Raw genomic sequence first — 24,726 nt, 5'->3', positions numbered from 1 at the left:
GGGGATTCCGGCCATTCTGCCCACCACGCGCGCTCATGACAGATCCACACAGACGTTTGTCAGTTCGGAATAGAAGTCGAGCGAGTGCACGCCGCCCTCGCGGCCGACACCCGACGCCTTCACCCCGCCGAACGGGGTGCGCAGGTCGCGCAGGAACCAGGTGTTCACCCAGACGATGCCGGCGTCGAGCCGGGCGCCGGCCCGGTGCGCCCGGCCCACGTCCCGCGTCCACACCGTCGCGGCCAGGCCGTAGTCGGTACCGTTGGCCAGCGCGAACGCCTCGTCCTCGTCGTCGAACGGCGCGACGTGCACCACCGGGCCGAAGATCTCCTCCTGGTTGGTGCGGGCGTCCGCGCCGAGGCCGGTGAGCACTGTCGGCTGCACGTACGCCCCGCCGTCGCGGCCGTCGCCGAAGCGCGGCGTGCCGCCGCCCGCGCGGACCTCGGCGCCCTCGGTGCGCGCCAGCGCGTAGTGGCCGAGCACCTTGTCCCGGTGCCCGTGCGAGATCAGCGGCATGTTCGCCGTCGCCTCGTCGTCCGGCCAGCCGTACGCCAGCCCGTCGGCACGCTTGGCCAGCCGCGCGGTGAACTCCTCGAACACCGGCCGCTGCACGTAGATGCGCTCGGTACACAGGCACACCTGGCCGCCGTTTGTGAAACTGGACCGCACCGAGCCGGCCACCGCCGCGTCCAGGTCGGCGTCGGCGAACACCAGGCCGGCGTTCTTGCCGCCAAGCTCGAAGCTGACCGCCTTCACCCCGTCGGCGGCGGCGCGCATGATCGCGCTGCCGGTGGCCGACTCGCCGGTGAACGTGATCGCGTCCACACCCGGGTGGCGGGTCAGGTGCTCGCCGGCCGAGCCCGGGCCGAAGCCGTGCACCAGGTTGAACACGCCGTCCGGCACGCCCGCCGCGGCCATCACCTCGGCCAGCAGCGTGGCCGAGGCCGGGGTCTCCTCGCTGGGCTTGACCACCACGGCGTTGCCGCAGGCCAGGGCCGGCGCGACCTTCCAGGTGAGCAGCAGCAGCGGCAGGTTCCACGGCACGATCACCGCGACCACGCCGACCGGCTTGCGGACCGCGTAGTTCAGCGCCCGGCCACCGGTCGGGGTGACAGTGGTGAACGACTCGGTGGGCGCGGTCGCGACGATCTCGGCGAACGCGCGGAAGTTGGCCGCGCCGCGCGGGATGTCGAGCGTCCGGGCCTGCGAGATGGCCTTGCCGGTGTCCGCCACCTCGGCGGCAACCAGGTCGTCGAAGCGCCGCTCCAGCTCGTCGGCGACCCGGCGCAGCACCTCGGCGCGTTCCCGCTCCCCCATCCGGCCCCACGGGCCGCGCAGCGCCGCCCGGGCGGCGGCCACCGCGTCGTCCACCGTGGACTGGGACGCCTCGACCACCTCGAACACCGGCTCGCCGGTGACCGGGCTGCGCTTGGTGAACCGGGCGCCGACGTCGACGAACTCGCCGCCGACGAAGTTGCGCAGCAGGCCGGGGCCGTCCGGCGCGTGCCCGGCCATCAGCCGGGGATCCCAGAGCGTCATCGCCGCCGCCCCAGCGCCGCGCGGACCCCACCGGCCAGCAGCGCCACCGCGCCGGCCGCCACCGCGCCGACCACCGCGTACTGCGCGCGCACCCGGCGGCGCACCTGCGCGTACGGGGTGGTGGAGAACGAGACCAGCTCGTACTGGGAGACGTAGCGGCCGGGCAGCGCGCGCTCCAGCGCGTGCTCGACCTGCTTGCGGGTCCGGAACACCGGCGAGGCGACCTTGTCCCGCATCTCCACGAAGTTCGCCAGCGCCATCCGGGCGATCGCCTCCGCGTTGTCCTGGCGGCGGTGCTGGAACAGCGGCAGCGCGGCGGCCCACTCGTCGTCGCACTCGTCGAGGCAGCGGTCCAGCTCGACCACGTCCTCGAACGCGCAGTTCGCGCCCTGGCCGTAGAACGGCACGATGGCGTGCGCGGCGTCGCCGATCAGGCCGACCTTCCCGGCCACCTGCCACGGCGTGCAGCGCACCGTGCCGAGCAGGCCGATCGGGTTGTGCTGGTAGTCGTCGACCAGGTTCGGGGCCAGCGGGACCAGGTCCGGGTAGTGGGTGGCGAAGAACCGCTCGATCGCGGCCGGGCTGCTCAGCGACGCGAAGCTGCGCGTGCCGTGGGTCGGCCAGAAGAGCGTGCAGGTGAAGGAGCGGTCCGGGTTCGGCAGCGCGATCATCATCGAGGTGCCGCGCGGCCAGATGTGCAGCGCGCCCGGGTCGAGCGCGAACTCCCCGCCCAGCGGCGGGATGGTCAGCTCCTTGTAGCCGTAGTCGAGGAAGTCGAGGCTCTCGGTCAGGCCCCCGTACGCGAGCAGTTGCCCGCGCACCGCGGAGCCGGCGCCGTCGGCGCCGAGGATGACCGAGGCGGTGGCGGTGACCTTGCCCTGCGGGGTCTCGAACGTCATCTCGCCGCCGAGCGGGTCGAGGCCGACCAGCCGGTGGTCGAACGCGACGCGCACGTTCGGCAGCGCGGCGGCGGCGTCCAGCAGCGCGTTGTTCAGCGCGCCCCGGCTGATCGAGTTGATCGCCAGGTCGCCGGTGCCGCTGTAGGACTGGAACTCCGGCTCACCCTCGACCGGGTGGATCATGCGGCCGCGCATCGGCAGCGCGTCCGCCATCACCTCGTCCTCCAGGCCGATGCGGCGCAGCGCGTCCAGGCCGCGCTCGGACAGCGCCAGGTTGATCGAGCGGCCCCGCTCGACGGTGCCGGTACGCGGGTCGGGCCGCCGCTCGTAGAGGGCCACCGGGTAGCCGCGCCGGGCCAGGTAGCAGGCCAGCAGGCAGCCGGCCAGCCCGGCGCCGACGACAGCGATCTCGTCGCGCTCCGTCATGACCCCTCCTTCTCAACAGTTGCCGCCAGGGCCTCGGCGACCCGCCAGCAGTCGTGGTACGTCGAGTAGAGCGGCACCGGGGCGAACCGGACGATGTCCGGCTCCCGGGCGTCGGCGACGACGCCGTGCTCGTGCCGCAGCCGCTTGGTCAGCTCGTTCGCGCTGCCCACCCCGATCCGCACCGAGAGCTGGCAGCCGCGCCGGGCCGGGTCGCGCGGGGTGACCACGCTCAGCGGGCGGCCCGGCGTGACCTCGTCGAGCAGCTGCTCCAGGAAGGCGGTGAGCCGCAGGCTGCGCTCGCGCAGCGCCGGCATGCCGACGGAGTCGAACAGCTCCAGCGAGGTACGCACCGGGCCCATCGCGAAGATCGGCGGGTTGGAGATCTGCCACGCCTCGACGGTGGCCGGCGGCCGGGACACCGGGGTCATCTCGAACCGGGTGGCCGCCTCGGTGCTCCACCAGCCCTCGAAGCGCTGGATCGACGGGTCGCCGAGGTGCCGCTCGTGGACGAAGACGCCGCCCAGCGCGCCCGGGCCGGAGTTGAGGTACTTGTAGGAGCACCAGGCCGCGAAGTCGACGTCCCAGTCGTGCAGCGCCAGTGGCACGTTGCCGGCGGCGTGCGCCAGGTCCCAGCCGACCACCGCGCCCGCGGCCCGCCCGGCGGCGGTGATGGCGGGGATGTCCATCAGCTCGCCGGTCAGGTAGTTCACGCCGCCGAGCATCAGCAGCGCCACCGTGTGGCCCTCGCGGGCCAGGAAGTCCAGCACGTCCTCGGTGCCCAGCGTGTCGGAGCCGGGGCGCGGCTTGAGGCGTACGACAGTGGTGTCCGGGTCCAGGCCGTGGAAGCGGGCCTGGCTGCGCACCGCGTAGCTGTCCGACGGGAACGCGCTGTCCTCGATCACGATGCGGGTGCGCTCGCCGGCCGGCCGGTAGAAGCTCACCATCAGCAGGTGCAGGTTGACGGTGAGGGAGTTCATCACCACCGTCTCCGCGGGCAGCGCGCCGACCAGGCGGGCGGCCGGCGCGGTCAGCAGCTCGTGGTACGGCAGCCAGGGCCGCTCCGACTCCAGGTGCCCCTCCACGCCCAGGCGCTGCCAGGCGTCCAGGTCGGCGAGGAGCTCGTCCCGGGTGGCGCGGGGCTGCAGGCCGAGCGAGTTACCGGCCAGGTACGCGGTGTCCGGGTAGCGACCGCCGTCAGCCGGCGGGATGTGGAACAGGTGCCGGTGACCGGGGTCGTCGGCGTCGCGGCGGAGGGCTTCGTTCTCGGGGGTGTGCATGCTGTTCTCTCTCGTCACATCGCGGTGCGGGCCGACCACAGCTCCGGGAAGACCACCCGGGCCATGCTGCGCTGCAACCATGCCAGTCCGGCGGAACCGCCGCTGCCGACCTTGGCGCCCATGGTGCGCTGCACGGCCTTGACGTGGTTCCAGCGCCAGTCGCCGAACTCCTCGGCGATCTCGGTCAGCGCGTCGCCGAGCAGGCGCAGGTGGTTGTCCGGGCCGCTGTCGCCGTAGATCCGGACCCAGGCCGCCTCGATCGCCGGGTGCGCCTCGTGCTCGGTGTTGACGTCCCGGGACAGCAGCTCGGCCGGCACGTCGAAGCCCTTGCGGGCCAGCAGCGCCACCACCTCGTCCCAGAGGCTCGGCGTGGCCAGCGCGGCGGTCAGCTCGTCGTACACGTCGGTCTGCCGGCGGAACGGGCGGATCAGCGCCCGGTCGCGCAGGCCGAGCAGGAACTCCAGCTGCCGGTACATCGCGGACTGGAAGCCGGAGCCCTCGCCGAGCCGGTCGCGGAAGCGGTTGAAGTCGGCCGGGCTCATCCAGCGCAGGCCGTGCCAGGCCGCGTTGAGGCCCTCCAGGTGCAGGGCGGCCCGGCGCAGCGGGGCCAGCGCCTCCCAGATCCGGTCCTCGCGCAGCTCACGCTTGGCGTGCCGCAGCTCGTGGCAGGTCAGCCCGAAGTACAGCTCCATGATCTGGCTGACCATCAGGAAGGACATCTCGCCCGGGTCGTCGCTGAGCGGCTCCTGGAGCCGGTGCAGGGTGCTGGCCCGTACGTAGGCGTCGTACGGCACGCGCTCGGCGAATTCCAGCGTCGGCTCGCCGCCGTTGCGTGCCGCCCGAGCCGCCCGTTCCTGGGGGGTTACCGGGCGCACCGCCGTCGTCTGTTCCACAGTCGTTCTCCGTCCGTGCGCGGGGTAGACGTCATGATCCCGCTGGTGGGCGGCCGAATGGAATGCCTGTTCAACGGCGGTATGGTGGTCTCACCTCGCGAACCGAAACCATCTCGCGTCGCTCCCTTTACGGAAGGAAGGTCCCCGCGTGGACGACATGGACTGGGCGTTGCTGCGTGAGCTCCAGGCCGACGCCCGGCTCTCGTACAGCGAGTTGTCCCGCCGGGTCCACCTGTCCCCGCCCGCGGTGGCCGAACGGGTGCGGCGGCTGGAGGAGTCCGGCGTGATCACCGGCTACCACGCCCATGTCGACCTCACCCGGGCCGGACGCACGGTGCTCGCCCTGATCCGGATGTCCTGCTACGGCGCGCGCTGCATCCTCAACGACCCCGAGGTGGCCGGCTGGCCGGAGATCATGGAGATCCACCGGATCACCGGGGACGCCTGCAGCATGCTCAAGGTCGCCGCCACCAACATGGGCGAGTTCGAGGAGGTCATCGACCGGCTCGCCCCGTACGGCCAGCCGTCCAGCACGATGGTGCTCTCCACGCCGCTGGCCTGGCATCCCGTGGTGAAGGCGCCTCGTTAGCTTCCCCCGCCCGCCGGGAAAGCAGCCGCCGCTGCCCGTCAGTGGGTCCGGCGCACCGTCGCGCCGGGAGGGGGGAACCATGCGAGGGCTCCTGTCACACCGCGTGCTGTCGTCCGTACTGGGCCTGTTCGGCCTGGTCGCGACGTTCGTCCTGGCGACCGCGCCACCGGCGCGGGCCGGCGAGAGCGTGTTCATCGAGGTGACGCCGAACAGCGTCCAGGCCGGTTCCCGGGTGAGCCTGCGGGCCGGCTGCGACAACAGCAACAACCGTCAGGCCCAGGTCACCTCGGACGCCTTCGGGCGGGTGACGCTGCGACCCGACAACGGCTTCCTCACCGGCTCGGTCACCGTGCCCGGCAACAAGGCGCCCGGCGACTACCCGGTGAACCTGGACTGCTCCAACGGCAACACCGCCTCGACCATGCTCACCGTGCTGAACATGGCGCAGCCGAGCAAGGGACCGGCGACCGGCGGTGGGGGCGCCGCGGGCGGCCGGGGCACCGGCTCGCTGCTGCTGGTCGGCGGGCTGGTGGCGGTGGCAGTGGTGGCCGGTGTGAGCGCCCGCCGCAAGACCGGTAACCGCGTCTGACGAGGCGCCGACATGGCCCGCAAATCGCGCCGCCGGGACCGCGCCGGCCCGGCGGCGGACCGCACCCGCCGTCGCGCCGCCGGCCGCCGGCCGCCGGAGCGCGCGAAACGGCTCCGGGCCGCGCTGCGGCTGACGTCCCGGGCCGCGCGCCGGTTCGCCCATGTCGCCGGGCACGCCTTCACGGCCAGCGTCACCACCGCCGACCCGCGGCCGGTCCCGGCCCGCGCCGCACCGGCCACCACCCGCCGGTACGCCCCGAGCCGCAACCCCGGCGTCCCGGTGCTCGTGGTGGCGAGCGTGATGGCGCTGATCGTGGCCATGCTCGGGCTGGAACGGGTGACCGGGGTCAGCGTGCTGCCGGACCGGATCGTCGCCGGCCTGCGCCCGCCGCCGAAGAAGTTCCCGGTGCTGCCGGCCAGCCCGCCGACCGACCTGAGCATCGGCAAGCTCGACCTGCGCGCGCCGGTGCACCGCGTCGGAATCGCGCCGGACGGCAGCATCGACGTGCCGGACGTGGACCGGGCCGGCGAGGTCGGCTGGTACGACCAGGGCCCCACCCCCGGCCAGTACGGCCCGGCGGTGCTCGTCGGGCACGTCGACACCACCACCGGGCCGGCCGTCTTCCACGGGCTGAAGAACCTCGACGACGGCGACCGGATCGAGGTGACCCGCGAGGACCGCTCGGTGGCGGTGTTCGAGGTGACCTCGATCGAGCGGTACGGCAAGGAGAAACTGCCGGTGGAGGACGTCTACGGCGACTTCAGCCGGCCCAACCTGCGGCTGATCACCTGCGGTGGGCGCTGGGTGGGCGGCGAGACCGGGTACGCGGACAACCTGGTCGTCTACGCCTCGCTGGTCAAGGCGCGCTGAGCGCTCCGGTCAGGCCGCCTCGGACTCGGGCTCGCGCAGGTCGAGCCAGTCCGCCCAGCGCGGGTCAGGCGCGCGGTGCCCGAGAACCCGCCAGGCCGCCCCTTTCGGGGCGGCCGGCAGGTGGTGCAGCCGCCAGCCCAGCTCGGCCGGCGTCTTGTCGCCTTTGGTGTGGTTGCACCGCGCGCACGCGGCGACCACGTTCTCCCAGGCGTGCCGGCCACCCCGGCTGCGCGGGAACACGTGGTCGATGGTCTCCGCCGGCCCCCGGCAGTACGCGCACCGCCACCCGTCGCGGGCGAACACGGCCCGCCGGGACAGCCCGACGTGGGTGCGGTAGGGCACCCGGACGTAGCGGGTCAGGCGTACCACTGAGGGCACCGGTAACGCGTTGCGCGCGCTGTGCAGGATGCCCTCACCGTCGGCGACGCAGATCGCCTTGGCGGAGAGCACGAGGATCGCGGCACGACGCACCGACACGACGCACAGGGGTTCGTAGGTGGCGTTGAGAACGAGCGCACCGGAGCCCGCCGTGGGTCGTATGTCAGGCATCGCGCTCACCCTCCCGGTCCAGCCGCTCCCGCCGTCTGCGCGCCGGAACCGCCCGCGAACAGCGCGGAACGAATTCCGACGCCGGCCGGATCACCGACGTCCGTTGCGCCAATAGTCCCTGATCGCGCCCTCGATTGCACGCACGAATCTGCAAGCGGCCCGCCGGATCACCCGCACCGGGGCGGTCCGGCGCGCTCGCGCTACGCCGTGCCGACGCTACGCAGGGTGCCCAGCCGGACCCACTGGCCCTCGTGCGGGCCGGCGGCCAGGCGGTAGTGCTGGACGCCGTCGATGGCGGCGCGCAGATCCACTGTCACGGTGTCACCGACGGCGAGGCCGGCGGTCACCGCCGTCACCTTCCCGGCGTCGTCCAGGGAGTACGCCCTGCCGGGCGCGGCGACGACCACCGCCGAGCGCGGGATGCGGTAGCCGATCGGCGCCGCTCTCCCGATCTGGTACGACCGGCCGGGGATCTCCTGGACCAGGTAGCCGCTCAGGCTCCCCTCGCTGATGTCGTACCAGATGCCGGTCTGCCGCATCACCTTGTGCCGTTCCGTGGAGGCCGCCTCGGTCGGCCTGGTCAGGGAGATCCGCTTGCGGTCCAGGACCGTGCCGGACGCGTCGAACTTGTAGCCGACGTGGTCCCCGGGGGCGAGCCGGATCGTTCCGGACACCCCGTAGGTGGGGTGGTCGGAGTAGAACAGGTCCATGATCCCGGCGAAGGTCGGGTCGCCGGTGATCGCGTGCAGCACGGCGTGCTGGATGATGTGCGTCGAGTGGTACATGCCCGCGTCCTTGCGGTGGGTGAGGCAGTACCGGCTCCGCCACTGGCGGGTGCGGACGAGGTGGTGGGCGTCCCGGGCGGTGGTGATCGCGCCCTGGAGCATCTGGCGGGCCCGGGCGTCGCGGCTCAGGCTCCAGTAGTCCCAGAGCCCGAAGGCCGAGAAGACGTGCCCGTTGTAGGTCTGGTCGCCGCGCACCCGCGTCGGGTGGGCGTACTCCTCAAGCCAGAGCAGCCCGTCCTTGACGTACACCCCCCACGGCAGGCCGCCCACCGGCGGGAGCAGGTAGGACGCGAAAGTCGAGTCGGCCGCCTGCCGCCAGTGGGTGCGCTCGCCGACGATCTGCGCCAGCCGGACGAAGAGGCTCATCGCCTGTCCCTGGGCCATCATCGAGTACCACGGCGTCTCGTAGACGTCGGTGCCGCGGTGCATGGCGTGCCGGAACCGGTACGGGTAGAACCAGGCGTCCCGCCGCACGACCCGCCTGTCGATCAGGCGCTGCGCCTGCGCCATCGCCCGATTGAGGTACACCTGATCGCCGGTGACCCGGTAACTCTCCAGCAGGTTGATGCCGTACTGGGCCTGGGCCACCGGATGGTCGTAGAGCTTCCCGGTGAGCAGCGCCATGCGTACGCCGTGCTCGTCGTGCGTGCCCGTGTCGACGAGCGGCAGCCGCACCCCGCTGTAGTAGGGCCGCTGCCCCTGCGGCAGATCGCGGATCTCGAACGGGTCGCTGCGGAACTTGACAGGCGATTCGGCAGACAGTTTCGCTGCCCCGGTCGCCACCAGCGGCGCGGCACCGGCCGCCGCCGCCACCACCGTCAGCACCTGACGACGGGACCAGGATCGGCGCGCGCCTAAGAGTTCCTCCGTCATGTCGCTTTTCCCCTTGCTCCGCCCAGCTGCGCGCTGGACGGCCAGTCGCGGGGCCCCCGTGCGGGCCGGGGCGTTTTTGCCGCCCCCCGGTACAACGGAGCAGGAAGCAGGGCGGGTTGCCCGGCCGGCGGTGGGTCCGCGCCGGACGGGCGACGCGGGTGCGGTACGAAAGCACTGTGAATCTCTCCGACCTGATCTCCGCCCTGCTGTCCGCCGTCTCCGACCGGCGGCCGGACTGCCAGGGCAGCAGCTCCTGCGAGTGGGTGTACCGGGTCACCGACTCCGCCTGGTTCGCCGAGAGCAGCTACTGGATCCTGTTCAAGCCGCTGCGGGTGGCGCTGATCCTGCTGCTCGCGGTGGCCGCCCGCTGGGCGCTGCACCGGACCATCAACCGGCTGGTGCGGACCACCACCGACGGCGCGGTGCCGACCATGCTCCGCCCGCTGCGGGAGCGGATTCCCAGCGCCACGCCCGACCCGGACCAGTTCGTGCCGGAGCGGCGGCGGCAGCGGGCCGAGGCGATCGGGTCGGTGCTGCGCAGCATGGTCACCGCGTTCGTGTTCGGCATCGCGTTGCTGATGGTGCTCAAGGAGTTCAGCTTCGACCTGGCCCCGCTGCTGGCCAGCGCGGGCATCGCCGGCGTGGCGCTCGGTTTCGGCGCGCAGAGCCTGGTCAAGGACCTGATCGCCGGCCTGTTCATGTTGATCGAGGACCAGTACGGCGTCGGTGACACGGTCGACCTCGGCGAGGCGACGGGCGTGGTGGAGGCGGTGGGCCTGCGGGTGACCACGGTCCGTGACGGCCGCGGGGTGCTCTGGTACATCCGCAACGGGGAGATCGTCCGCGTCGGCAACAAGAGTCAGGGTTGGGCCCTGGTCGTGGTCGACCTGCCGATCGGCTTCGCCGGCACCGAGGAGGCCACGGCGGTGCTGCGTACCGCGGCGGCGTCGGTGGCGCTGGACCCGGAGCTGGCGCCGAAGATCGTCGAGGCGCCGGAGGTCCTCGGCGTCGAGCAGATCACCGTGGACGGCACGGTGATCCGTACCGTCGTCAAGACCACCGCGGACGGGCAGTTCGCGGTGGGCCGGGAGCTGCGCCGCCGCCTCGCCGAGGCGCTGGAGAACTCCGGGATCACGGCGCAGATCGCGGCGGCCCGGCTCTTCCCCGGGCTGCCGCCCCAGACGCCGGCGACGCCCACGGCCGAGGGCACGGGGACCAGCGGACCCACCTGAGTCGCCGGACAAGCCGGACTATTTTCCGGGGGTCGCGCTCCGCGCGGCCCCTCGGGTATCGTCCGTTCGGTTCAGTCGGAGATGCGACGATCAATCCGTTCACCCTAGCCAGTTGTCAGACGATCGGGCAGAATCCGGTGAACACGCTCCACCGGGGAGCGTGCTCGTGTCCTCGCTGATCGGTTGATCTGACGACGGTTCCCGGTCGGGCCATCACAAGTGGTCGACCAGGAACGATGGAGGCGACGGTGTCCGACGAGCGACCCGCCCAGGAGGGCCCGGCCACCTTCCGCGACGTGTTCGGTCAGCCGGAGTTCCGGGCGCTCTTCGCCGCCAACATCCTCTCCTGGGTCGGCGACTATCTCGCCAAGGCCGCGGTCACCGTGCTCGTGCTGCGCGAGACCGAATCGGTCGCGCTCTCCGCCGCCGCGTTCGCGGTCAGCTATCTGCCCTGGCTGCTCGGTGGCCCGTTGCTCTCCGCGCTCGCCGAGCGGCACCGCTACCGCCGGGTCATGGTGATCTGCGACCTGATCCGGATGGCGCTGATGGTGCTCGTCGCCATGCCGTTCATGCCGGCCTGGTCGGTCCTCGCGCTGATCTTCCTGGCCACGCTCGCGAATCCGCCGAGCCAGGCGGCGCGCTCGGCGGTGATGCCGCAGATCCTCACCGGCGACCGGCTGGTGGTGGGCCTGTCCGCGTTCACCAGCGCGTCCCAGGCCGCCCAGGTCGTCGGCTACCTGATCGGCGCGACCATCGCCGCGCTGAACCCGAACGCCGCGCTGCTCGTCAACGCGGCGACCTTCGCCCTGTCGGCCCTGCTGGTCCGCGTCGGCGTACACGACCGGCCGTCGACGATGACCGCGAAGCACCGCAGCCACCTGCTGCGGGAGACCGGCCAGGGCTTCCGCATCGTCTTCGAACGGCCGGTGCTGCGGGCCATCGCGATGCTGGTGTTCAGCGCGATGCTGTTCTCGATCGTCCCCGAAGGGCTGGCCGCCGGCTGGGCCGCCGAGCGCACCGACGGCACGATGGACGCCGGCACCGCCCAGGCGGTCATCATGGCCGCCGGTCCGGTCGGATACGTCCTCGGCGGGGTGATCATCGGGCGGCTGATCGCCCCGGCGCGCCGGTTGGCGCTGATGCGGCCGCTGATGGTGATCGCGCCGGCGGTGCTCGTGCCCGCGCTCCTCGACCCGGCCCCGTCCGTGGTGGCGTTGCTCGCCGCGGCGTGCGGCTTCGCCGTCGCCGGGCTGGTGCCGGTCGCCAACGGGCTGTTCGTGCAGGCCCTGCCGGACGGCTACCGGGCCCGGGCGTTCGGGGTGATGGCCACCGGCACCCAGGTCATCCAGGGCGCCGCGGTGCTCGCCACCGGCGCCCTCGCCGAGCGGTTCTCCGTCCCGTCGGTGGTCGGCGCGTGGAGTGCGGCGGGCGTGCTGCTGATGCTCGTCGCGGCGTTCGCCTGGCCTCGGCCGCGCACCATCGACGCGGCGATCGCGGCCGCCCGCGCCGAGTCGGCCCCGGACGCCGCCGCACCCACGCACGCCGCGCGTGGCCCGGCGGCGGGCGACCGGGGCCGGGAGCACGGCCGGCGCCGGCACGCGGTGACGTGATCCGCGCCGCCCCGCGGGCGGGCGCGACCGCGGGGGCGCACCTGGCAGGATGGAAGCGTGACTTCCCCAGGCGAGTCGATGACCCTCTTCGAGGCGATCGGCGGTGAACCGGCCTTCCGCAAGCTGGTGGACGAGTTCTACGCCGGCGTCGCCGAGGACCCGCTGCTGCGGCCGATGTATCCGGAGGAGGATCTGGGCCCGGCGGCGGACCGGCTGACCCTCTTCCTCATCCAGTACTGGGGTGGGCCGCACACCTACTCCGAGCAGCGCGGGCACCCCCGGCTGCGGATGCGGCACGCCCCGTTCCGGATCGGCGCCGCGGAGCGCGACGCCTGGTTGCTGCACATGCGCCGGGCGGTGGACGCGCTGGACCTGCCGCCGCAGCTCGCCGGCGCGCTCTGGGACTACCTGGAGCGGGCCGCCTACTTCATGGTGAACGTGATGGAGGACCCGGCGGCCGGCTGAGCCGCCCGGCTCTCAGAGCAGCGCGCCCTCGTCGTGCAGCCAGTCGACGAACGTGGTGGCGACCGCGGCGCCGCAGTCGAGCATCTCGACGAGCAGCGCGTCGTGGGCCCCGGCGCCGAGCGGGACCTGGAGTTCGGCGTAGATCGGGAGCTGGCCGCGCTCGGTCGGGTCGCCGATGTACGCCTTGCAGAAGCGGCGGGTGTGGTTCCACTCGTTGACCACCCGGTACGCCCGGTCGGCCCAGTCCGGCGGGACGGTGGCGTGCGGGCGGGCCCGCATCACCAGGATCTCGTCCTCCGGGCCCTCCAGCGCGACGAGCACGGCGTGCCGCTCCCACATGGCCAGCAGGTTGCCGCCGCCGTCGGCCAGGTAGCGCACGTCCAGCAGGTCGAGCGCGTCGCAGACCCGGCTCAGGGTGACCGGGGCGACAGTGGCCGGCATGTCCGCCAGGGCCGGGCGCTCGGGTGCCGGCGCGTCGTCTTCCGGCTGGCGCGGGGTAGGTGGCCCCACCCGGATGGTGTCATCCACTGTGACTCCGCTTCGAGTCTCCGGTTCGCCGCCAGCGGCGGGACCAGGGCGCCATGACCACCACGGCATCGCTCGCGCACCTCACTCCCCAGCGGATCCAATCGCCTACGGTGCGTTGGATCCGAGGAAGGACGGTACCCGGACAGGCGGCATGAGGCATCCCCCCAACGGCCGCCCCAAACCGGAAGGCCGATGATGGGTCATACTTTCGGCTGACCCGGCATCGGCCTGAGTGCAAGATCGGCGACGGTACGCGACCACACCGCCCCGAACGGACCGACGAGCCCGACCCACCGGCCGGCGACCCGCACCTGAACGTCGTCCTCGCCGCTACCGGCGAAGCCCATCCGGACCAGACCCTGCACCAGCCGCTGCGACACCTCCACCGGCATGCGCGGGTCCTCGTCCGGCGTCACCACCACGGCGACGTGGTCCAGCAGCGCGTCCCGCAGCACCCGCTGACCCACCGCGCGGCCGGCCACCCCGTGCGTGGCCGCCTCGCGCAGCGTCCCGGCCGCCGCCTCCGCGATCCGGCGCAACTCCGCGCCGGGCAGCGTCTCCACCACGCGGCTGGCAGCCGGTGGGAGCTGCCAGCGCCAGCCGTCGTCCCGCCGTACCGGCAGCGCCGCGCCCCCGGCGGAGAGTTCGGCCAGCAGCTCCCCCGCGGCCACAGTGACGTCACCGGGGGCGGCGCCGGGCACGGTACGGACCACGAGCACCCCCCAGGGCAGCCGCGCCCAGAGCGCCGTACGCCCGGCGCCGGGCACCGGCCGCAGGCGGACCACCGTGGCCGGGTCGAACCGGACCAGCCGGGCCAGGAAGGCCCCCGCGTCGGCCACCCCGGTCAGCCCGTGCCCGGTCTTCATCCGCTCAGCCCCGGCGCGTAGCGGAGCAGGAACGCGCGCTCGTCCGGCGAGATCCGGCGTGGCCGCTGGGCGGCGAGGTCGAACGGCACCAGCACCGACCGGGCGGTGCTGGCCAGCGTGTCGCCGTCGTACAGCTCGTAGGCGACCGAGAACGAGGCGTTGCGGATCTGGTCCACCCACAGCTCGATCCGCACGGTCGGGGCCGCCTCCGCGCTGGCCCGGCCGAGCGCGTAGTCGACCGGGCGCAGATAGTCGACCTCGTGCCGGCGGATGACCACCCCGTCGGCGAACGAGCCCACTCCCCACGCCCGGCCACCGGCGAACATCATCGCCACCCGGGCCTCCTCGTAGAGCGTGAGGAAGCGGGCGTTGTTGACGTGGCCGTACGCGTCCAGGTCGGACCAGCGCAACGCGCAGTGGTAGACGAAGCGGTCAGTCACGGGTGAGCTTGCGGTAGGTCACCCGGTGCGGCCGGGCCGCCTCGGCGCCGAGCCGGTCGATCTTGTTCTTCTCGTACGCCTCGAAGTTGCCCTCGAACCAGAACCACTTCGCCGGGTTCTGGTCGTCGCCCTCCCAGGCCAGGATGTGCGTGGCGACCCGGTCCAGGAACATCCGGTCGTGGGAGATGACCACGGCGCAGCCGGGGAACTCCAGCAGCGCGTTCTCCAGGCTGGACAGCGTCTCCACGTCCAGGTCGTTCGTCGGCTCGTCGAGCAGGATCACGTTGCCGCCGATCTTCAGCGTCAGCGCCAGGTTGAGCCGGTTGCGCTCGCCGCCGGAGAGCACCTTCGTCGGCTTCTGCTGGTCCGGCCCCTTGAAGCCGAACGCCGCGATGTACGCCCGGGACGGCATCTCGACCTTGCCCACCATGAGGTGGTCCAGCCCGTCGGAGACGACCTCCCAGACCGTCTTGTCGCCGTCCAGGCCCTGCCGGTTCTGGTCGACGTACGACAGCGAGACCGTCTCGCCGACCCGGACCGAGCCGCTGGTCGGCTGCTCCAGCCCGACGATGGTCTTGAACAGCGTGGTCTTGCCGACGCCGTTCGGGCCGATGATGCCGACGATGCCGTTGCGGGGCAGCGAGAACGACAGGTCGTCGATCAGCACCCGGTCGCCGAACGCCTTCGTCAGGTTCTGCGCCTCGATGACCGTGTTGCCCAGTCGCGGGCCCGGCGGGATCTGGATCTCCTCGAAGTCCAGCTTCCGGGTCTTCTCCGCCTCGGCGGCCATCTCGTCGTAGCGGTCCAGGCGGGCCTTGGACTTGGTCTGCCGAGCCTTGGCGTTCGAGCGGACCCACTCCAGTTCCTCGGACAGCCGCTTCTTCATCTTGGCGTCGCGGCGTCCCTCGACGGAGAGCCGGGCGGCCTTCTTCTCCAGGTAGGTGGAGTAGTTGCCCTCGTACGGGTAGGCCCGGCCGCGGTCCAGCTCCAGGATCCAGTTGGCCACGTTGTCCAGGAAGTACCGGTCGTGGGTGATCGCCAGGACGGTGCCGGCGTACTTGGCCAGGTGCTGCTCCAGCCACTGCACGCTCTCCGCGTCCAGGTGGTTGGTGGGCTCGTCGAGCAGCAGCAGGTCCGGCGCCTCCAGCAGCAGCTTGCACAGCGCGACCCGGCGGCGCTCTCCACCGGAGAGCTTGGTGACGTCGGCGTCCGGCGGCGGGCAGCGCAGCGCGTCCATCGCGAGTTCGAGCTTGGAGTCGATGTCCCACGCGTCGGCGGCGTCCAGCTCCTCCTGGAGCTTGCCCATCTCCTCCATCAGCTCGTCGGAGTAGTCGGTGGCCATCTGCTCGGCGATGGCGTTGAACCGCTCCAACTTGGCCTTGGTCTCGGCGACCGCCTCCTCGACGTTGCCGAGGACCGTCTTCTCCTCGTTGAGCGGCGGCTCCTGCGCGAGCATGCCGACGGAGTAGCCGGGCATGAGCCGGGCCTCGCCGTTGCTCGGCCGGTCCAGCCCTGCCATGATTTTGAGGAGGCTGGACTTACCGGCGCCGTTCGGACCGACCACCCCGATCTTGACACCCGGCAGGAAGTTCAGCGTCACGTTGTCGAGCACGACCTTGTCGCCGTGCGCCTTGCGCGCCTTGTCCAGGACGTAGATGAACTGGGCCACGGTGCGGGCTACCTCCGTCGGTTGCGTTCGCGGGCTTGTCGGGTGCGGGGCGCGGGCGTCGATCTCCGCCCGCCGCCGCCGGCCGGGAGCCGGCCGCACGCACGCCGCCGTCAATCCTGACAGGTACGGACCGCCACGCCCACATCACCCCACCCCAGGGGTACGGTGGCGCGCCTCCTTGCCGGCGCGGGTATGACTGAATAGCCTTGGCGTATGACCAAGAAGATCGCCGTGAGCCTGCCGGACGACGTCGCGGAGCGGCTGGCCAAGGAGCCGAACGTGTCCGCCTTCGTAGCGCGCGCCGTGCGTCGGCAGATGGCCGGCGAGCAGACGCGGGTGCTGCTCGCTCGCGCCGGTGTCACGATCACCGACGAGGACGTGGCCCGGGCCCACGCGGAGATGCAGCAGCTCACCGCGAGTATCACGCCCGAGCTTCGTGAGCGGGCCAGCCGGCTCCAGTCGGAGGTCCTTGCGGCCAGGGCGAAGGCGCGGCGGTGACGCAGTTCGGCCTGGCGCTCGACACGGCCGCGCTGCTGGCCTATGCCTCGGGCGCCAAGGACGTCGGTGCGAGGATCGCCGAGGCCGCCGACTACGCGCGTGACGTGCTGGTGCCCGCCCTCTGCCTGGCGCATGCCCATCAGCAGGCCACGGCTCCGCAGTGGGAGCTTCTGGAACTGCTGGCCGCCCTGCCGCAGGTGCAGATCACCCCCGTGGAACCTGACATGTGCGCCTACCTCGGAGGCTGGTCGCGGCGGATGACCGGGCGGATGGATCTCGCGCAGCTGGCCATGGAGGCCGCCGCCAATCCGCTCGTGCCGATCGTGACGGACCGGCGGGAGCTGCTCGGGGAGGTGCTGCCGAAGGAGTGGCCGATCATCGACCTCTGAGCCACCGGTGTCGACAAGATCACGCGGTGGGTTCGGCGGTTCTGGGACGGGTAGGTAACTCCGGCACGGGGGAACAGAGGCCGCAGCTACGCTCAGTACGCTCATCGCGGTGGACCCGTCAGTACCCGGAGGTGGCCGATCGTGACCGTCCGTAGCTCCTTTGTCGTAGTGGCCAACCGCCTGCCGGTCGACGAGGTGAGCACACCCGAGGGGCGGCAGTGGCGGCGCAGCCCGGGCGGGCTGGTGACCGCGCTGCACCCGGTGCTCGCCGAGCACCAGGGCACCTGGGTGGGGTGGGCCGGCGGCACCGGCGCCGCGCCCGAGCCGTTCGACCTGGAGGGCATCCGCCTGCACCCGGTGCCGTTGAGCGCCGAGGAGCTGGAGCGCTACTACGAGGGCCAGTCGAACGCGACGATCTGGCCGCTCTACCACGACGCCGTGGAGACACCCGCATACAAGCGGCGCTGGCGCGAGGCGTACCGGTTGGTGAACGCCCGGTTCGCGGAGGCCGCGGCCGACGTGGCGGCCGAGGGCGCCACGGTCTGGGTCCAGGACTACCAGCTCCAGCTGGTGCCGGCGATGCTCCGCGAGCTGCGGCCGGACCTGCGGATCGGCTTCTTCCTGCACATCCCGTTCCCGCCGATCGAGCTGTTCATGCAGATGCCGTTCCGCACCGAGATCCTGCGCGGCCTGCTCGGCGCGGACCTTGTCGGTTTCCAGCAGCGGCTGGCGGCGCAGAACTTCGTCCGGCTGGCCCGGCACCTGCTCGGCCTGCGCTACGAGGGCCAGATGATCCAGGTCGACGGCCGGCAGGTGAAGGCGGGCGCGTTCCCCATCTCGATCGACACCAAGGAGATGGAGCGGCTGGCCGAGGACCCGGCGATCCAGGCCCGCGCCAAGCAGATCCGCGAGGAGCTGGGCAACCCGAAGACGATCATCCTGGGCGTCGACCGGCTCGACTACACCAAGGGCATCGAACTCCGCCTGAAGGCCTTCCGCGAACTCCTCGCTGACGGAAAGTTGACAGTTCCGGACGCGGTTATGGTGCAGGTCGCCACGCCCAGCCGCGAGCGTGTGGAGCACTACCAGGCACTTCGGGTGAAGGTGGAACGCGAGGTTGGCCGGATCAATGGTGAATTCGGCCGGGTCGGCGTGCCTGCAGTGCATTATCTGCATCAGTCGTACAGTCGCTCCGAACTGGCTGCGATGTACGTCGCGGCCGACGTCATGATGGTGACCCCGCTGCGAGACGGAATGAATCTGGTGGCCAAGGAGTACGTCGCATCGCGCGCCGACCAGGGCGGCGCGCTCGTGCTCAGTGAGTTCGCCGGCGCTGCCACCGAGCTGCGCCAGGCGTTCCTGTGTAATCCCCACGACCCGGACGCGGTGAAGGACGCGTTGCTGCGGGCCGTGCATGTCGAAAAGCCCGAAGCCCGCCGCCGGATGCGCGTCATGCAACGCCATCTGCGCAGCCACGACGTGGGCCACTGGGCCAAGTCGTTCCTCAGCGAGCTCGGCGTCGGAGATACGGAGGCTGCGTGACCTCGCCCGCCCTCGCCGCCGCACACGGCGGCGTGCTGGATCCCGAACTGCGTGCCGCGATCGGCCGCATCGCCCGGGTTCCGCAGCTTCTGGTCGCCTGCGACTACGACGGCACGCTCGCGCCGATCGTCGAGGACCCGAGCAAGGCCGTTCCGCTGCCGGAGTCGGTGGCCGCGGTACGCGCTCTGGCCTCGCTGCCGCAGACCAGCGTCGCGGTGGTCTCCGGCCGCGCGCTGCGCGACCTGGCCACGCTCTCCCGGCTGCCCAGCGAGGTGCACCTCGTCGGCAGCCACGGCTCGGAGTTCGACATCGGCTTCGTCGAGCGCCTCACCCCCGAGCTGATCGCGGTCCGGCACCGGCTCCGCGAGGCGCTGCGGGAGATCGCCGCCGAGCATCCGGGCATCCGCCTGGAACGCAAGCCCGCCAGCGTCGCCGTGCACACCCGCGGCGTCGACCCGCACACCGCCGCCCGGGCCGTCGAGGCGGTCCGCAACGGGCCGGCGACCTGGGACGGCGTGACGGTCACCCAGGGCAAGGAAGTCATCGAGCTGTCGGTGGTGGTCACCAACAAGGGCACCGCGATCGACCAGCTCCGGACCCAGCTCGCCGCCAGCGCGGTGCTGTTCATCGGCGACGACGTCACCGACGAGAACGCGTTCGGCAACCTGACCGGGCCGGACGTCGGCATCAAGATCGGCCCCGGCGAGACCCGCGCCGACTACCGGGTGTCCGAGCCGATCGAGGCGGCCCGCGCACTGGGGCTGCTGCTGGAGACGCGGCGGCACTGGCTGTTCGGCGAGCGGGCGGTGCCGATCGAGCGGCACTCGATGCTCGCCAACGGCCGTACCGTCGCGCTCGTCACGCCGGAAGCGAAGATCACCTGGCTGTGTCACCCGAAGCCGGACTCGGCGGCGATCTTCGCCGACCTGGTCGGCGGCAGCCCGGCCGGGCACTTCACGGTCGGCCCGGAGCGCGGCGGCATCCCGCTCGGCCAGCGCTACCGCAGCAACACGATGACCGTCGAGACCCGCTGGTCCGGCCTGACCGTGACCGACTGGCTCGACCTACCGGTACGGCAGACCACGCCGGACGACCCGGCCGTGGTCAGCGGCGACTCCACACTGGTCCGGGTGCTCAGCGGCACCGGGCGGGCCCGGGTCGAGTTCGCGCCACGGCCCGAGTTCGGCCAGGTCGCGGTGCAGCTCCAGCCGCTCGACGACGGCCTGCTGGTGCTCGGCTCCAACGAGCCGGTCGCGCTGCACTCCCCCGGCGTCGAGTGGGAGGTCACCAACGACGCCGGGTACGAGACCGCGAAGGCGGTGGTCGACCTGTCGGCGGCCGGCGGCCAGGTGGTGCTGGAGCTGCGCTTCGGCACCCAGAGCCTGGAGCCGCACCGGCTGCCGGTGCACGAACGGCAGGCCGCCGCCGAGCAGCCCTGGAAGGACTGGGTGGCCTCGCTGCGGCTGCCCGCCACCGCCCGGGACCTGGTCGCCCGCAGCGCGCTGACGCTGCGCGGGCTCTGCCACGAGCCCACCGGCTCGATCCTCGCCGCGGCCACCACGTCGCTGCCCGAGGAGCTGGGCGGTGTCCGCAACTGGGACTACCGCTACTGCTGGCTCCGGGACGCCGCGATGACCGCCCGCGCGCTGGTCGACCTCGGCTCCACCGAGGAGGCCGAAGGTCTGCTGCGCTGGATCGACGGCGTGGTCGAGCGCACCGGCGGGCACCCGGAGCGGCTGCACCCGCTCTACACGGTGGACGGCTTCGAGCTGGGCGCCGAGGCGGTCATCGACACGCTGCCCGGCTACGCCGGCTCCCGGCCGGTACGGGTCGGCAACCTCGCCAACCACCAGCTCCAGCTCGACGTGTTCGGCCCGGTCGCGGACCTGATCGCGGCAGTCGCCGACGCCCGGGGCTCGATCCGCGACGACGAGTGGCGGGTGCTGGAGAACATGGTCGAGGCGGTACGCCGCCGCTGGCACGAGCCCGACCACGGCATCTGGGAGGCCCGCCTCCCCCCGCGGCACCACGTCTTCTCCAAGGTCATGCTCTGGATGACTGTGGACCGGGCGCTGCACGTCGTACGGCGGCACGGCGGCGAGGACCGGCCCGAGTGGGTCGAGCTGCGCGACCGGATCGCCTCGAACGTGCTGGAGCACGGCTGGCACCCGGAGGCCGAGGCGTACAGCGTCGCCTACGGCTACGAGGAGATGGACGCCTCGTCGCTGTGGATCGGCATCTCCGGGCTGCTCGCCGGTGACGACCCGCGCTTCCTCTCCACCGTGCTCAAGATCGAGGCGGAGCTGCGCAGCGGGCCGGTCGTCTACCGGTACCACTGGGACGACGGCCTGCCCGGCCGGGAGGGCGGCTTCCACATCTGCACGTCGTGGCTGATCGAGGCGTACCTGCGCACCGGCCGCCGGAGCGACGCGGAGGAGCTGTTCACCCAGATGGTCGACACGGCCGGGCCGACCGGGCTGCTGCCGGAGCAGTACGACCCGCTGGCCGAGCGCGGGCTGGGCAACCACCCGCAGGCGTACAGCCACCTGGGCCTGATCCGCTGCGCCCTGCTGCTGGACAACATGCTCAAGCAGTAACGCCGTACGAGGGCGGCGGCGGGGACCCTCCGGTCCCCGCCGCCGCCCTCGTTCCATCCCCGCCCGCCCCCGCGATCTTGCAGTTGCGGCCCAGGCAAAGGTGATCGAAACGGGCATCCCGCGGGCACGAAGTGCAAGATCGACGCGCTCGGGGCGGGCAGGGCGGCGTAGGGCGCGGGCGGAGGGTCAGGCGGGGGTCAGGGCGTGCACCACGTCGCCTACCACCACGATCGCGGGTGGGCGCAGGGCGGCGGCCTCGACGTCGGCGGCGACCGCGCCGAGCGTGGAGCGCAGCGTGCGCTGGGCCGACGTGGTGCCCTCCTGGATCACCGCGGCCGGGGTGTCCGCCGGCTTGCCGTGCGCGATCAGGGTGGCGCTGATCGCGGCGAGGTTCTTCAGCCCCATCAGGATCACCAGCGTGCCGCGCAGCCCGGCCAGGGCGTCCCAACGCACCAGCGACGCGGGCGCGTCGGGCGCGAGGTGCCCGGAGACCACTGTGAACTCGTGCGCCACGCCCCGGTGCGTCACCGGCACGCCGGCCACCTCGGGCACTGCGATCGCGCTGGTCACGCCGGGCACCACAGTCACCGGTACGCCCGCCTCGGCGCAGGCCAGCAGTTCCTCGCCGCCCCGGCCGAAGACGTACGGGTCGCCGCCCTTGAGCCGTACCACCACCTTGCCGGCCCGGGCCCGGTCCACCAGGATCCGGTTGATCTCCTCCTGGGCGCGCGACGGCCCGTACGGGATCTTGGAGGCGTCGACCAGCTCGACGTCGGGGCGCATCTCGTCCAGGAGCAGTCCGGGCACGAGCCGGTCGGCGACGACCACCTCGGCCTCGGTGAGCAGCCGCCATCCCTTCACGGTGATCAGCTCCGGGTCGCCCGGACCGGATCCGACGAGCGCGACGCGGCCGCCGGTGTTAACAGGGGTCCCTTCCTCTACCGCAGGCGTTAACGGGGGGCCCTTCCTTCCGAGCAACTCCCGGACGGCGTCGCGGACTGCCATCGCGCGGCGGGGGTCGCCGCCGCCGAGGACCGCCACCGTCACCGGGCCGTGCCGGGTCACCGCCGGCGTCCACGCGCTCGCCGCCGTCCGGTCGTCGGCGCGTACGCAGAAGATCCGCCGCTCGGCCGCGGCGGCGCTGACCGCGGCGGCGGCGGTCCGGTCGTCCACCGCCACCTGGACCAGCCACGCGCCGTCCAGGTCACCGGGGGCGAACCGGCGCGGCTCCCAGTGCAGCCGCCCGGCGTCGACGTGGGCACGCAGCGCCGGCGTCAGTTCGGGCGAGACCAGCAGGACGTCCGCGCCGGCGTCGAGCAGCGCCGGCACCCGCCGGGTGGCGACCGCTCCCCCGCCCACGACGACCACGCGCCGCCCGTCCAGCCGCAACCCCAGGGGGTACGGGCTGGGCGACGTCGGTCCGGTCACTTCTCCGCCACCCCGGCGGAGTCGAACGTCGCCACCTCGTGCAGTACCCGGACCGCGCCGGTGACCACCGGCAGGGCGAGCAGCGCCCCGGTGCCCTCGCCGAGCCGCAGCCCCAGGTCGATCAGCGGCTCCAGTCCGAGGTGCCGCAGCGCCGCCGTGGCGCCCGGCTCGGCGCTGCGGTGCCCGGCCACCATGGCGCCCACCGCGTCCGGCGCGAACGCGGCGGCGGCGACCGCGGCGCTCACCGCGATCACGCCGTCGAGCAGCACCGGCACCCGGCGCGCGGCGGCGCCGAGGATCAGGCCGGTCAGCGCGGCGTGCTCCAGCCCGCCGACCGCCGCGAGGACGCCCAGCGGGTCGGCCGGGTCGGGCTCGTGCCGGGCCAGCGCGGCCCGCACCACCGCCACCTTGCGGGCGTACGTCTCGTCGTCGACCCCGGTGCCCCGGCCGGTGGCCGCCGCGGCGTCGACGCCGGAGAACGCGGCGATGAGCGTGGCGGACGGGGTGGTGTTGCCGATGCCCATGTCGCCGGTGAGCAGGATGCCCGCCCCGGCGTCGATCAGCTCGCCCGCGACCCGGATACCGGTCTCGACGGCCGTGCGGGCCTCGTCCCGGGTGAGCGCGGCGGTGACAGTCATGTCGCGGGTGCCGGCGCGGACGTTCGCGGACACCAGACGCGGCCCGGCCGGGTCGGCGGACTCGGCGCCGGGGATCGGGGTGGCCACGCCGACGTCCACCACCGTGACCGAGGCGCCGGCCTGGCGGGCGAACGCGTTCACCACGGCGCCGCCGGCCAGGAAGTTGGCGATCATCTGGGCGGTGACCTCCTGCGGCCACGGGGTCACGCCCTGGGCGTGCACGCCGTGGTCACCGGCGAAGATCGCCACCGCGGCCGGCTCGGGCAGCGGCGGCGGGCAGGCGCCGGCCAGCCCGGCGAGGCGTACCGAGAGCGGCTCCAGGGCGCCGAGCGAGCCCGCGGGCTTGGTCAGCCGCCCCTGCAACTCGCGGGCCGCCGCCATGGCGGCCTCGTCCAGCGGCCGGATCGCCGCGACTGTGGACTCCAGCATCATGCCTCCAGGATCCGTGCCAGCGTCTCGATGAACGCGTCTGTGGTGCCCCTGTCGCGTACGGCGATCCGGAGCCAGTCCGGGCCGAGCCCGGGGAACGTGTCGCCCCGGCGTACCGCCCAGCCGTGCGCGCGCAGCCGCTCCCGTACGTCGGCGGCGCCGGCCACGTGGATCAGGACGAAGGCGGCGGCGGGGCGGCCCGCCACGCGTACCCCGGGCAGGCCGGACAGGCGGGCCACCAGATAGTCGCGGTCGGCGGCGAGTTCGGCGGCGATGGCGCGTTCGGCGGCGACGGCGGCCGGCGCGGCGCAGGCGGTGGCGGCGGCGAGCGCGGGGGTGGAGACCGCCCAGAGCGGCTGCGCGGCGGCGAACCGGGCCAGCAGCGCGGGGTCGCCGAGCAGGTAGCCGATCCGCAGCCCGGCCAGGCCCCAGGTCTTGGTGAGGCTGCGCACGACCACGAGGCCGGGCAGGTCGCGACGCGCGGCCAGGGACTCGGGCTCGCCGTCGATGCCCGGCGCGGTGGTGGTGTCGGCGAAGGCCTCGTCGACCACGAGCACCCGTCCGGGGCGGGCCAGCGTGGCGATCGCCTCCACCGGGTGCAGCACGGAGGTCGGGTTCGTGGGGTTGCCGATCATGACCAGGTCGGCGTCTTCCGGGACGCTCGCCGGGTCCAGGCGGAAGCCGTCGGCCGGGTCGAGCAGCACCCGGTCCACCCGGTGCCCGGCGGCCCGCAGCGCGGCTTCCGGCTCGGTGAACTGGGGGTGCACCACGACGGGGTGGCGGACGCCGGACAGCGCGCGGGCGATCAGGACGAAACCCTCGGCGGCGCCGGCGGTGAGGAGTACCTCTTCCGGGGGTCGCCCGTGCCGGTGAGCGACGGCGGCGCGGGCCGGCGCCGGGTCCGGGTACGCGGCCAGGTCGCCCAGCGCGGCGGTGACCGGGTCGGCCAGCCAGTCCGGCATCGGGGCGCGGCGCACGTTGACCGCCAGGTCGACCAGGCCGGGCGTGGCCTCGGCGTCCCCGTGGTGGCCCAGGTCGGGCTCGTCGAGCGCGGCGGCGCTCCCGGTCGATGGTGCGGGCATGTCCGCGATCCTGCCGGGTAGCCG

Annotated in this window: 23 protein-coding genes; 10 read left to right on the top strand and 13 right to left on the bottom strand. The window is 73.0% G+C overall.

The annotated features are described in order from the left end of the window. Positions 1–33: 33 nt before the first annotated feature. The 4 genes from HA073_RS20295 to HA073_RS20280 are packed head-to-tail and all read right to left on the bottom strand — an operon-like array spanning position 34 to position 5,034. Entirely contained in the window at positions 34–1,515 is a 1,482-nt protein-coding gene (locus HA073_RS20295) for a 2-hydroxymuconic semialdehyde dehydrogenase (RefSeq protein ID WP_166457075.1), read from the bottom strand. A 20-nt stretch (positions 1,516–1,535) separates the two neighbouring features. Then, positions 1,536–2,864: an NAD(P)/FAD-dependent oxidoreductase gene (locus HA073_RS20290; RefSeq protein WP_064448649.1), complete on the bottom strand. Its 1,329-nt coding sequence runs from the start codon at positions 2,862–2,864 to the stop codon at positions 1,536–1,538. Next, positions 2,861–4,141 (bottom strand): kynureninase, encoded by a 1,281-nt coding sequence (gene kynU, locus HA073_RS20285; protein ID WP_166457056.1) that lies wholly within the window; start codon positions 4,139–4,141, stop codon positions 2,861–2,863. The genes HA073_RS20290 and kynU overlap by 4 nt, the downstream gene beginning before the upstream one ends. 14 nt (positions 4,142–4,155) lie before the next feature. Then, a complete protein-coding gene (locus HA073_RS20280) occupies positions 4,156–5,034 on the bottom strand; it encodes a tryptophan 2,3-dioxygenase (protein WP_043328908.1) in 879 nt (292 codons plus the stop codon). A gap of 148 nt (positions 5,035–5,182) precedes the next feature. On the opposite strand from HA073_RS20280, the gene HA073_RS20275 reads away from it, so the two are divergent. The 3 genes from HA073_RS20275 to HA073_RS20265 all read left to right on the top strand — a co-directional run bounded on the left by HA073_RS20275 (position 5,183) and on the right by HA073_RS20265 (position 7,082). After that, positions 5,183–5,623 carry an Lrp/AsnC family transcriptional regulator gene (locus HA073_RS20275; RefSeq protein ID WP_030502195.1) on the top strand — a complete coding sequence of 147 codons (441 nt, stop codon included), beginning with the start codon at positions 5,183–5,185 and terminating at the stop codon, positions 5,621–5,623. A gap of 79 nt (positions 5,624–5,702) precedes the next feature. Next, positions 5,703–6,212 (top strand): hypothetical protein, encoded by a 510-nt coding sequence (locus HA073_RS20270; RefSeq protein ID WP_043328906.1) that lies wholly within the window; start codon positions 5,703–5,705, stop codon positions 6,210–6,212. 12 nt (positions 6,213–6,224) lie between these two features. Further along, positions 6,225–7,082: a class F sortase gene (locus HA073_RS20265; RefSeq protein ID WP_043328904.1), complete on the top strand. Its 858-nt coding sequence runs from the start codon at positions 6,225–6,227 to the stop codon at positions 7,080–7,082. Positions 7,083–7,091: 9 nt separating this feature from the next. On the opposite strand, the gene HA073_RS20260 is transcribed toward HA073_RS20265, so the two are convergent. Both HA073_RS20260 and HA073_RS20255 read right to left on the bottom strand, forming a co-directional pair. Further along, positions 7,092–7,631: an HNH endonuclease gene (locus tag HA073_RS20260; RefSeq protein ID WP_030502198.1), complete on the bottom strand. Its 540-nt coding sequence runs from the start codon at positions 7,629–7,631 to the stop codon at positions 7,092–7,094. 200 nt (positions 7,632–7,831) lie between these two features. Further along, positions 7,832–9,289 carry a D-glucuronyl C5-epimerase family protein gene (locus tag HA073_RS20255; RefSeq protein WP_166457055.1) on the bottom strand — a complete coding sequence of 486 codons (1,458 nt, stop codon included), beginning with the start codon at positions 9,287–9,289 and terminating at the stop codon, positions 7,832–7,834. Positions 9,290–9,465: 176 nt separating this feature from the next. Between HA073_RS20255 and HA073_RS20250 the strand changes: the two genes are divergently transcribed. The 3 genes from HA073_RS20250 (at position 9,466) to HA073_RS20240 (ending at position 12,596) form a co-directional block, all read left to right on the top strand. Then, on the top strand, positions 9,466–10,521 hold the full coding sequence (locus HA073_RS20250; protein ID WP_223201338.1) for a mechanosensitive ion channel family protein: 1,056 nt from the start codon (positions 9,466–9,468) through the stop codon (positions 10,519–10,521). A gap of 236 nt (positions 10,522–10,757) precedes the next feature. Continuing rightward, positions 10,758–12,131 carry an MFS transporter gene (locus HA073_RS20245; RefSeq protein WP_043328901.1) on the top strand — a complete coding sequence of 458 codons (1,374 nt, stop codon included), beginning with the start codon at positions 10,758–10,760 and terminating at the stop codon, positions 12,129–12,131. Between the two features lie 78 nt (positions 12,132–12,209). Beyond that, a complete protein-coding gene (locus HA073_RS20240) occupies positions 12,210–12,596 on the top strand; it encodes a globin (protein WP_051611386.1) in 387 nt (128 codons plus the stop codon). 12 nt (positions 12,597–12,608) lie between these two features. Here HA073_RS20240 and HA073_RS20235 read toward each other — a convergent pair whose 3' ends face one another. The 4 genes from HA073_RS20235 to ettA all read right to left on the bottom strand — a co-directional run bounded on the left by HA073_RS20235 (position 12,609) and on the right by ettA (position 16,099). Beyond that, a complete protein-coding gene (locus HA073_RS20235; protein ID WP_166457054.1) occupies positions 12,609–13,193 on the bottom strand; it encodes a YbjN domain-containing protein in 585 nt (194 codons plus the stop codon). Between the two features lie 131 nt (positions 13,194–13,324). Next, positions 13,325–13,990, bottom strand: a complete 666-nt coding sequence (locus tag HA073_RS20230) for a hypothetical protein (protein WP_113974808.1) — start codon at positions 13,988–13,990, stop codon at positions 13,325–13,327. Further along, positions 13,987–14,430, bottom strand: a complete 444-nt coding sequence (locus HA073_RS20225) for a thioesterase family protein (protein WP_043328894.1) — start codon at positions 14,428–14,430, stop codon at positions 13,987–13,989. The genes HA073_RS20230 and HA073_RS20225 overlap by 4 nt, the downstream gene beginning before the upstream one ends. Next, complete coding sequence (ettA, locus tag HA073_RS20220; RefSeq protein WP_043328893.1) at positions 14,423–16,099, bottom strand: energy-dependent translational throttle protein EttA; 1,677 nt, start codon at positions 16,097–16,099, stop codon at positions 14,423–14,425. Before ettA ends, HA073_RS20225 begins: the two co-directional genes overlap by 8 nt. 213 nt (positions 16,100–16,312) lie before the next feature. On the opposite strand from ettA, the gene HA073_RS20215 reads away from it, so the two are divergent. The 4 genes from HA073_RS20215 to otsB all read left to right on the top strand — a co-directional run bounded on the left by HA073_RS20215 (position 16,313) and on the right by otsB (position 21,125). Further along, a complete protein-coding gene (locus HA073_RS20215; RefSeq protein ID WP_043328891.1) occupies positions 16,313–16,597 on the top strand; it encodes a hypothetical protein in 285 nt (94 codons plus the stop codon). Then, complete coding sequence (locus HA073_RS20210) at positions 16,594–16,986, top strand: hypothetical protein (RefSeq protein WP_051611384.1); 393 nt, start codon at positions 16,594–16,596, stop codon at positions 16,984–16,986. Before HA073_RS20215 ends, HA073_RS20210 begins: the two co-directional genes overlap by 4 nt. A 141-nt stretch (positions 16,987–17,127) precedes the next feature. Then, the gene (locus HA073_RS20205) at positions 17,128–18,528 is read left to right on the top strand and encodes a trehalose-6-phosphate synthase (RefSeq protein WP_043328887.1); all 1,401 of its coding nucleotides are present in this window, start codon (positions 17,128–17,130) and stop codon (positions 18,526–18,528) included. Continuing rightward, on the top strand, positions 18,525–21,125 hold the full coding sequence (gene otsB / locus HA073_RS20200; RefSeq protein WP_043328885.1) for a trehalose-phosphatase: 2,601 nt from the start codon (positions 18,525–18,527) through the stop codon (positions 21,123–21,125). The genes HA073_RS20205 and otsB overlap by 4 nt, the downstream gene beginning before the upstream one ends. A gap of 186 nt (positions 21,126–21,311) precedes the next feature. Here the strand turns inward: otsB and cobA are convergent, their stop codons facing one another. The 3 genes from cobA to cobC are packed head-to-tail and all read right to left on the bottom strand — an operon-like array spanning position 21,312 to position 24,702. Beyond that, positions 21,312–22,553, bottom strand: coding sequence for a uroporphyrinogen-III C-methyltransferase (cobA, locus tag HA073_RS20195; protein WP_043328883.1), 1,242 nt, complete (start codon positions 22,551–22,553; stop codon positions 21,312–21,314). Further along, positions 22,550–23,620, bottom strand: coding sequence for a nicotinate-nucleotide--dimethylbenzimidazole phosphoribosyltransferase (gene cobT / locus HA073_RS20190; protein WP_166457074.1), 1,071 nt, complete (start codon positions 23,618–23,620; stop codon positions 22,550–22,552). The genes cobA and cobT overlap by 4 nt, the downstream gene beginning before the upstream one ends. Continuing rightward, the gene (gene cobC, locus HA073_RS20185) at positions 23,620–24,702 is read right to left on the bottom strand and encodes an Rv2231c family pyridoxal phosphate-dependent protein CobC (protein WP_166457053.1); all 1,083 of its coding nucleotides are present in this window, start codon (positions 24,700–24,702) and stop codon (positions 23,620–23,622) included. Before cobC ends, cobT begins: the two co-directional genes overlap by 1 nt. Positions 24,703–24,726 lie beyond the last annotated feature (24 nt).

This window comes from Micromonospora sp. CMU55-4, from assembly GCF_011602315.1.
Lineage (GTDB): Bacteria > Actinomycetota > Actinomycetes > Mycobacteriales > Micromonosporaceae > Micromonospora > Micromonospora chalcea.
This window is presented reverse-complemented; position numbering and strand designations above follow the sequence as displayed.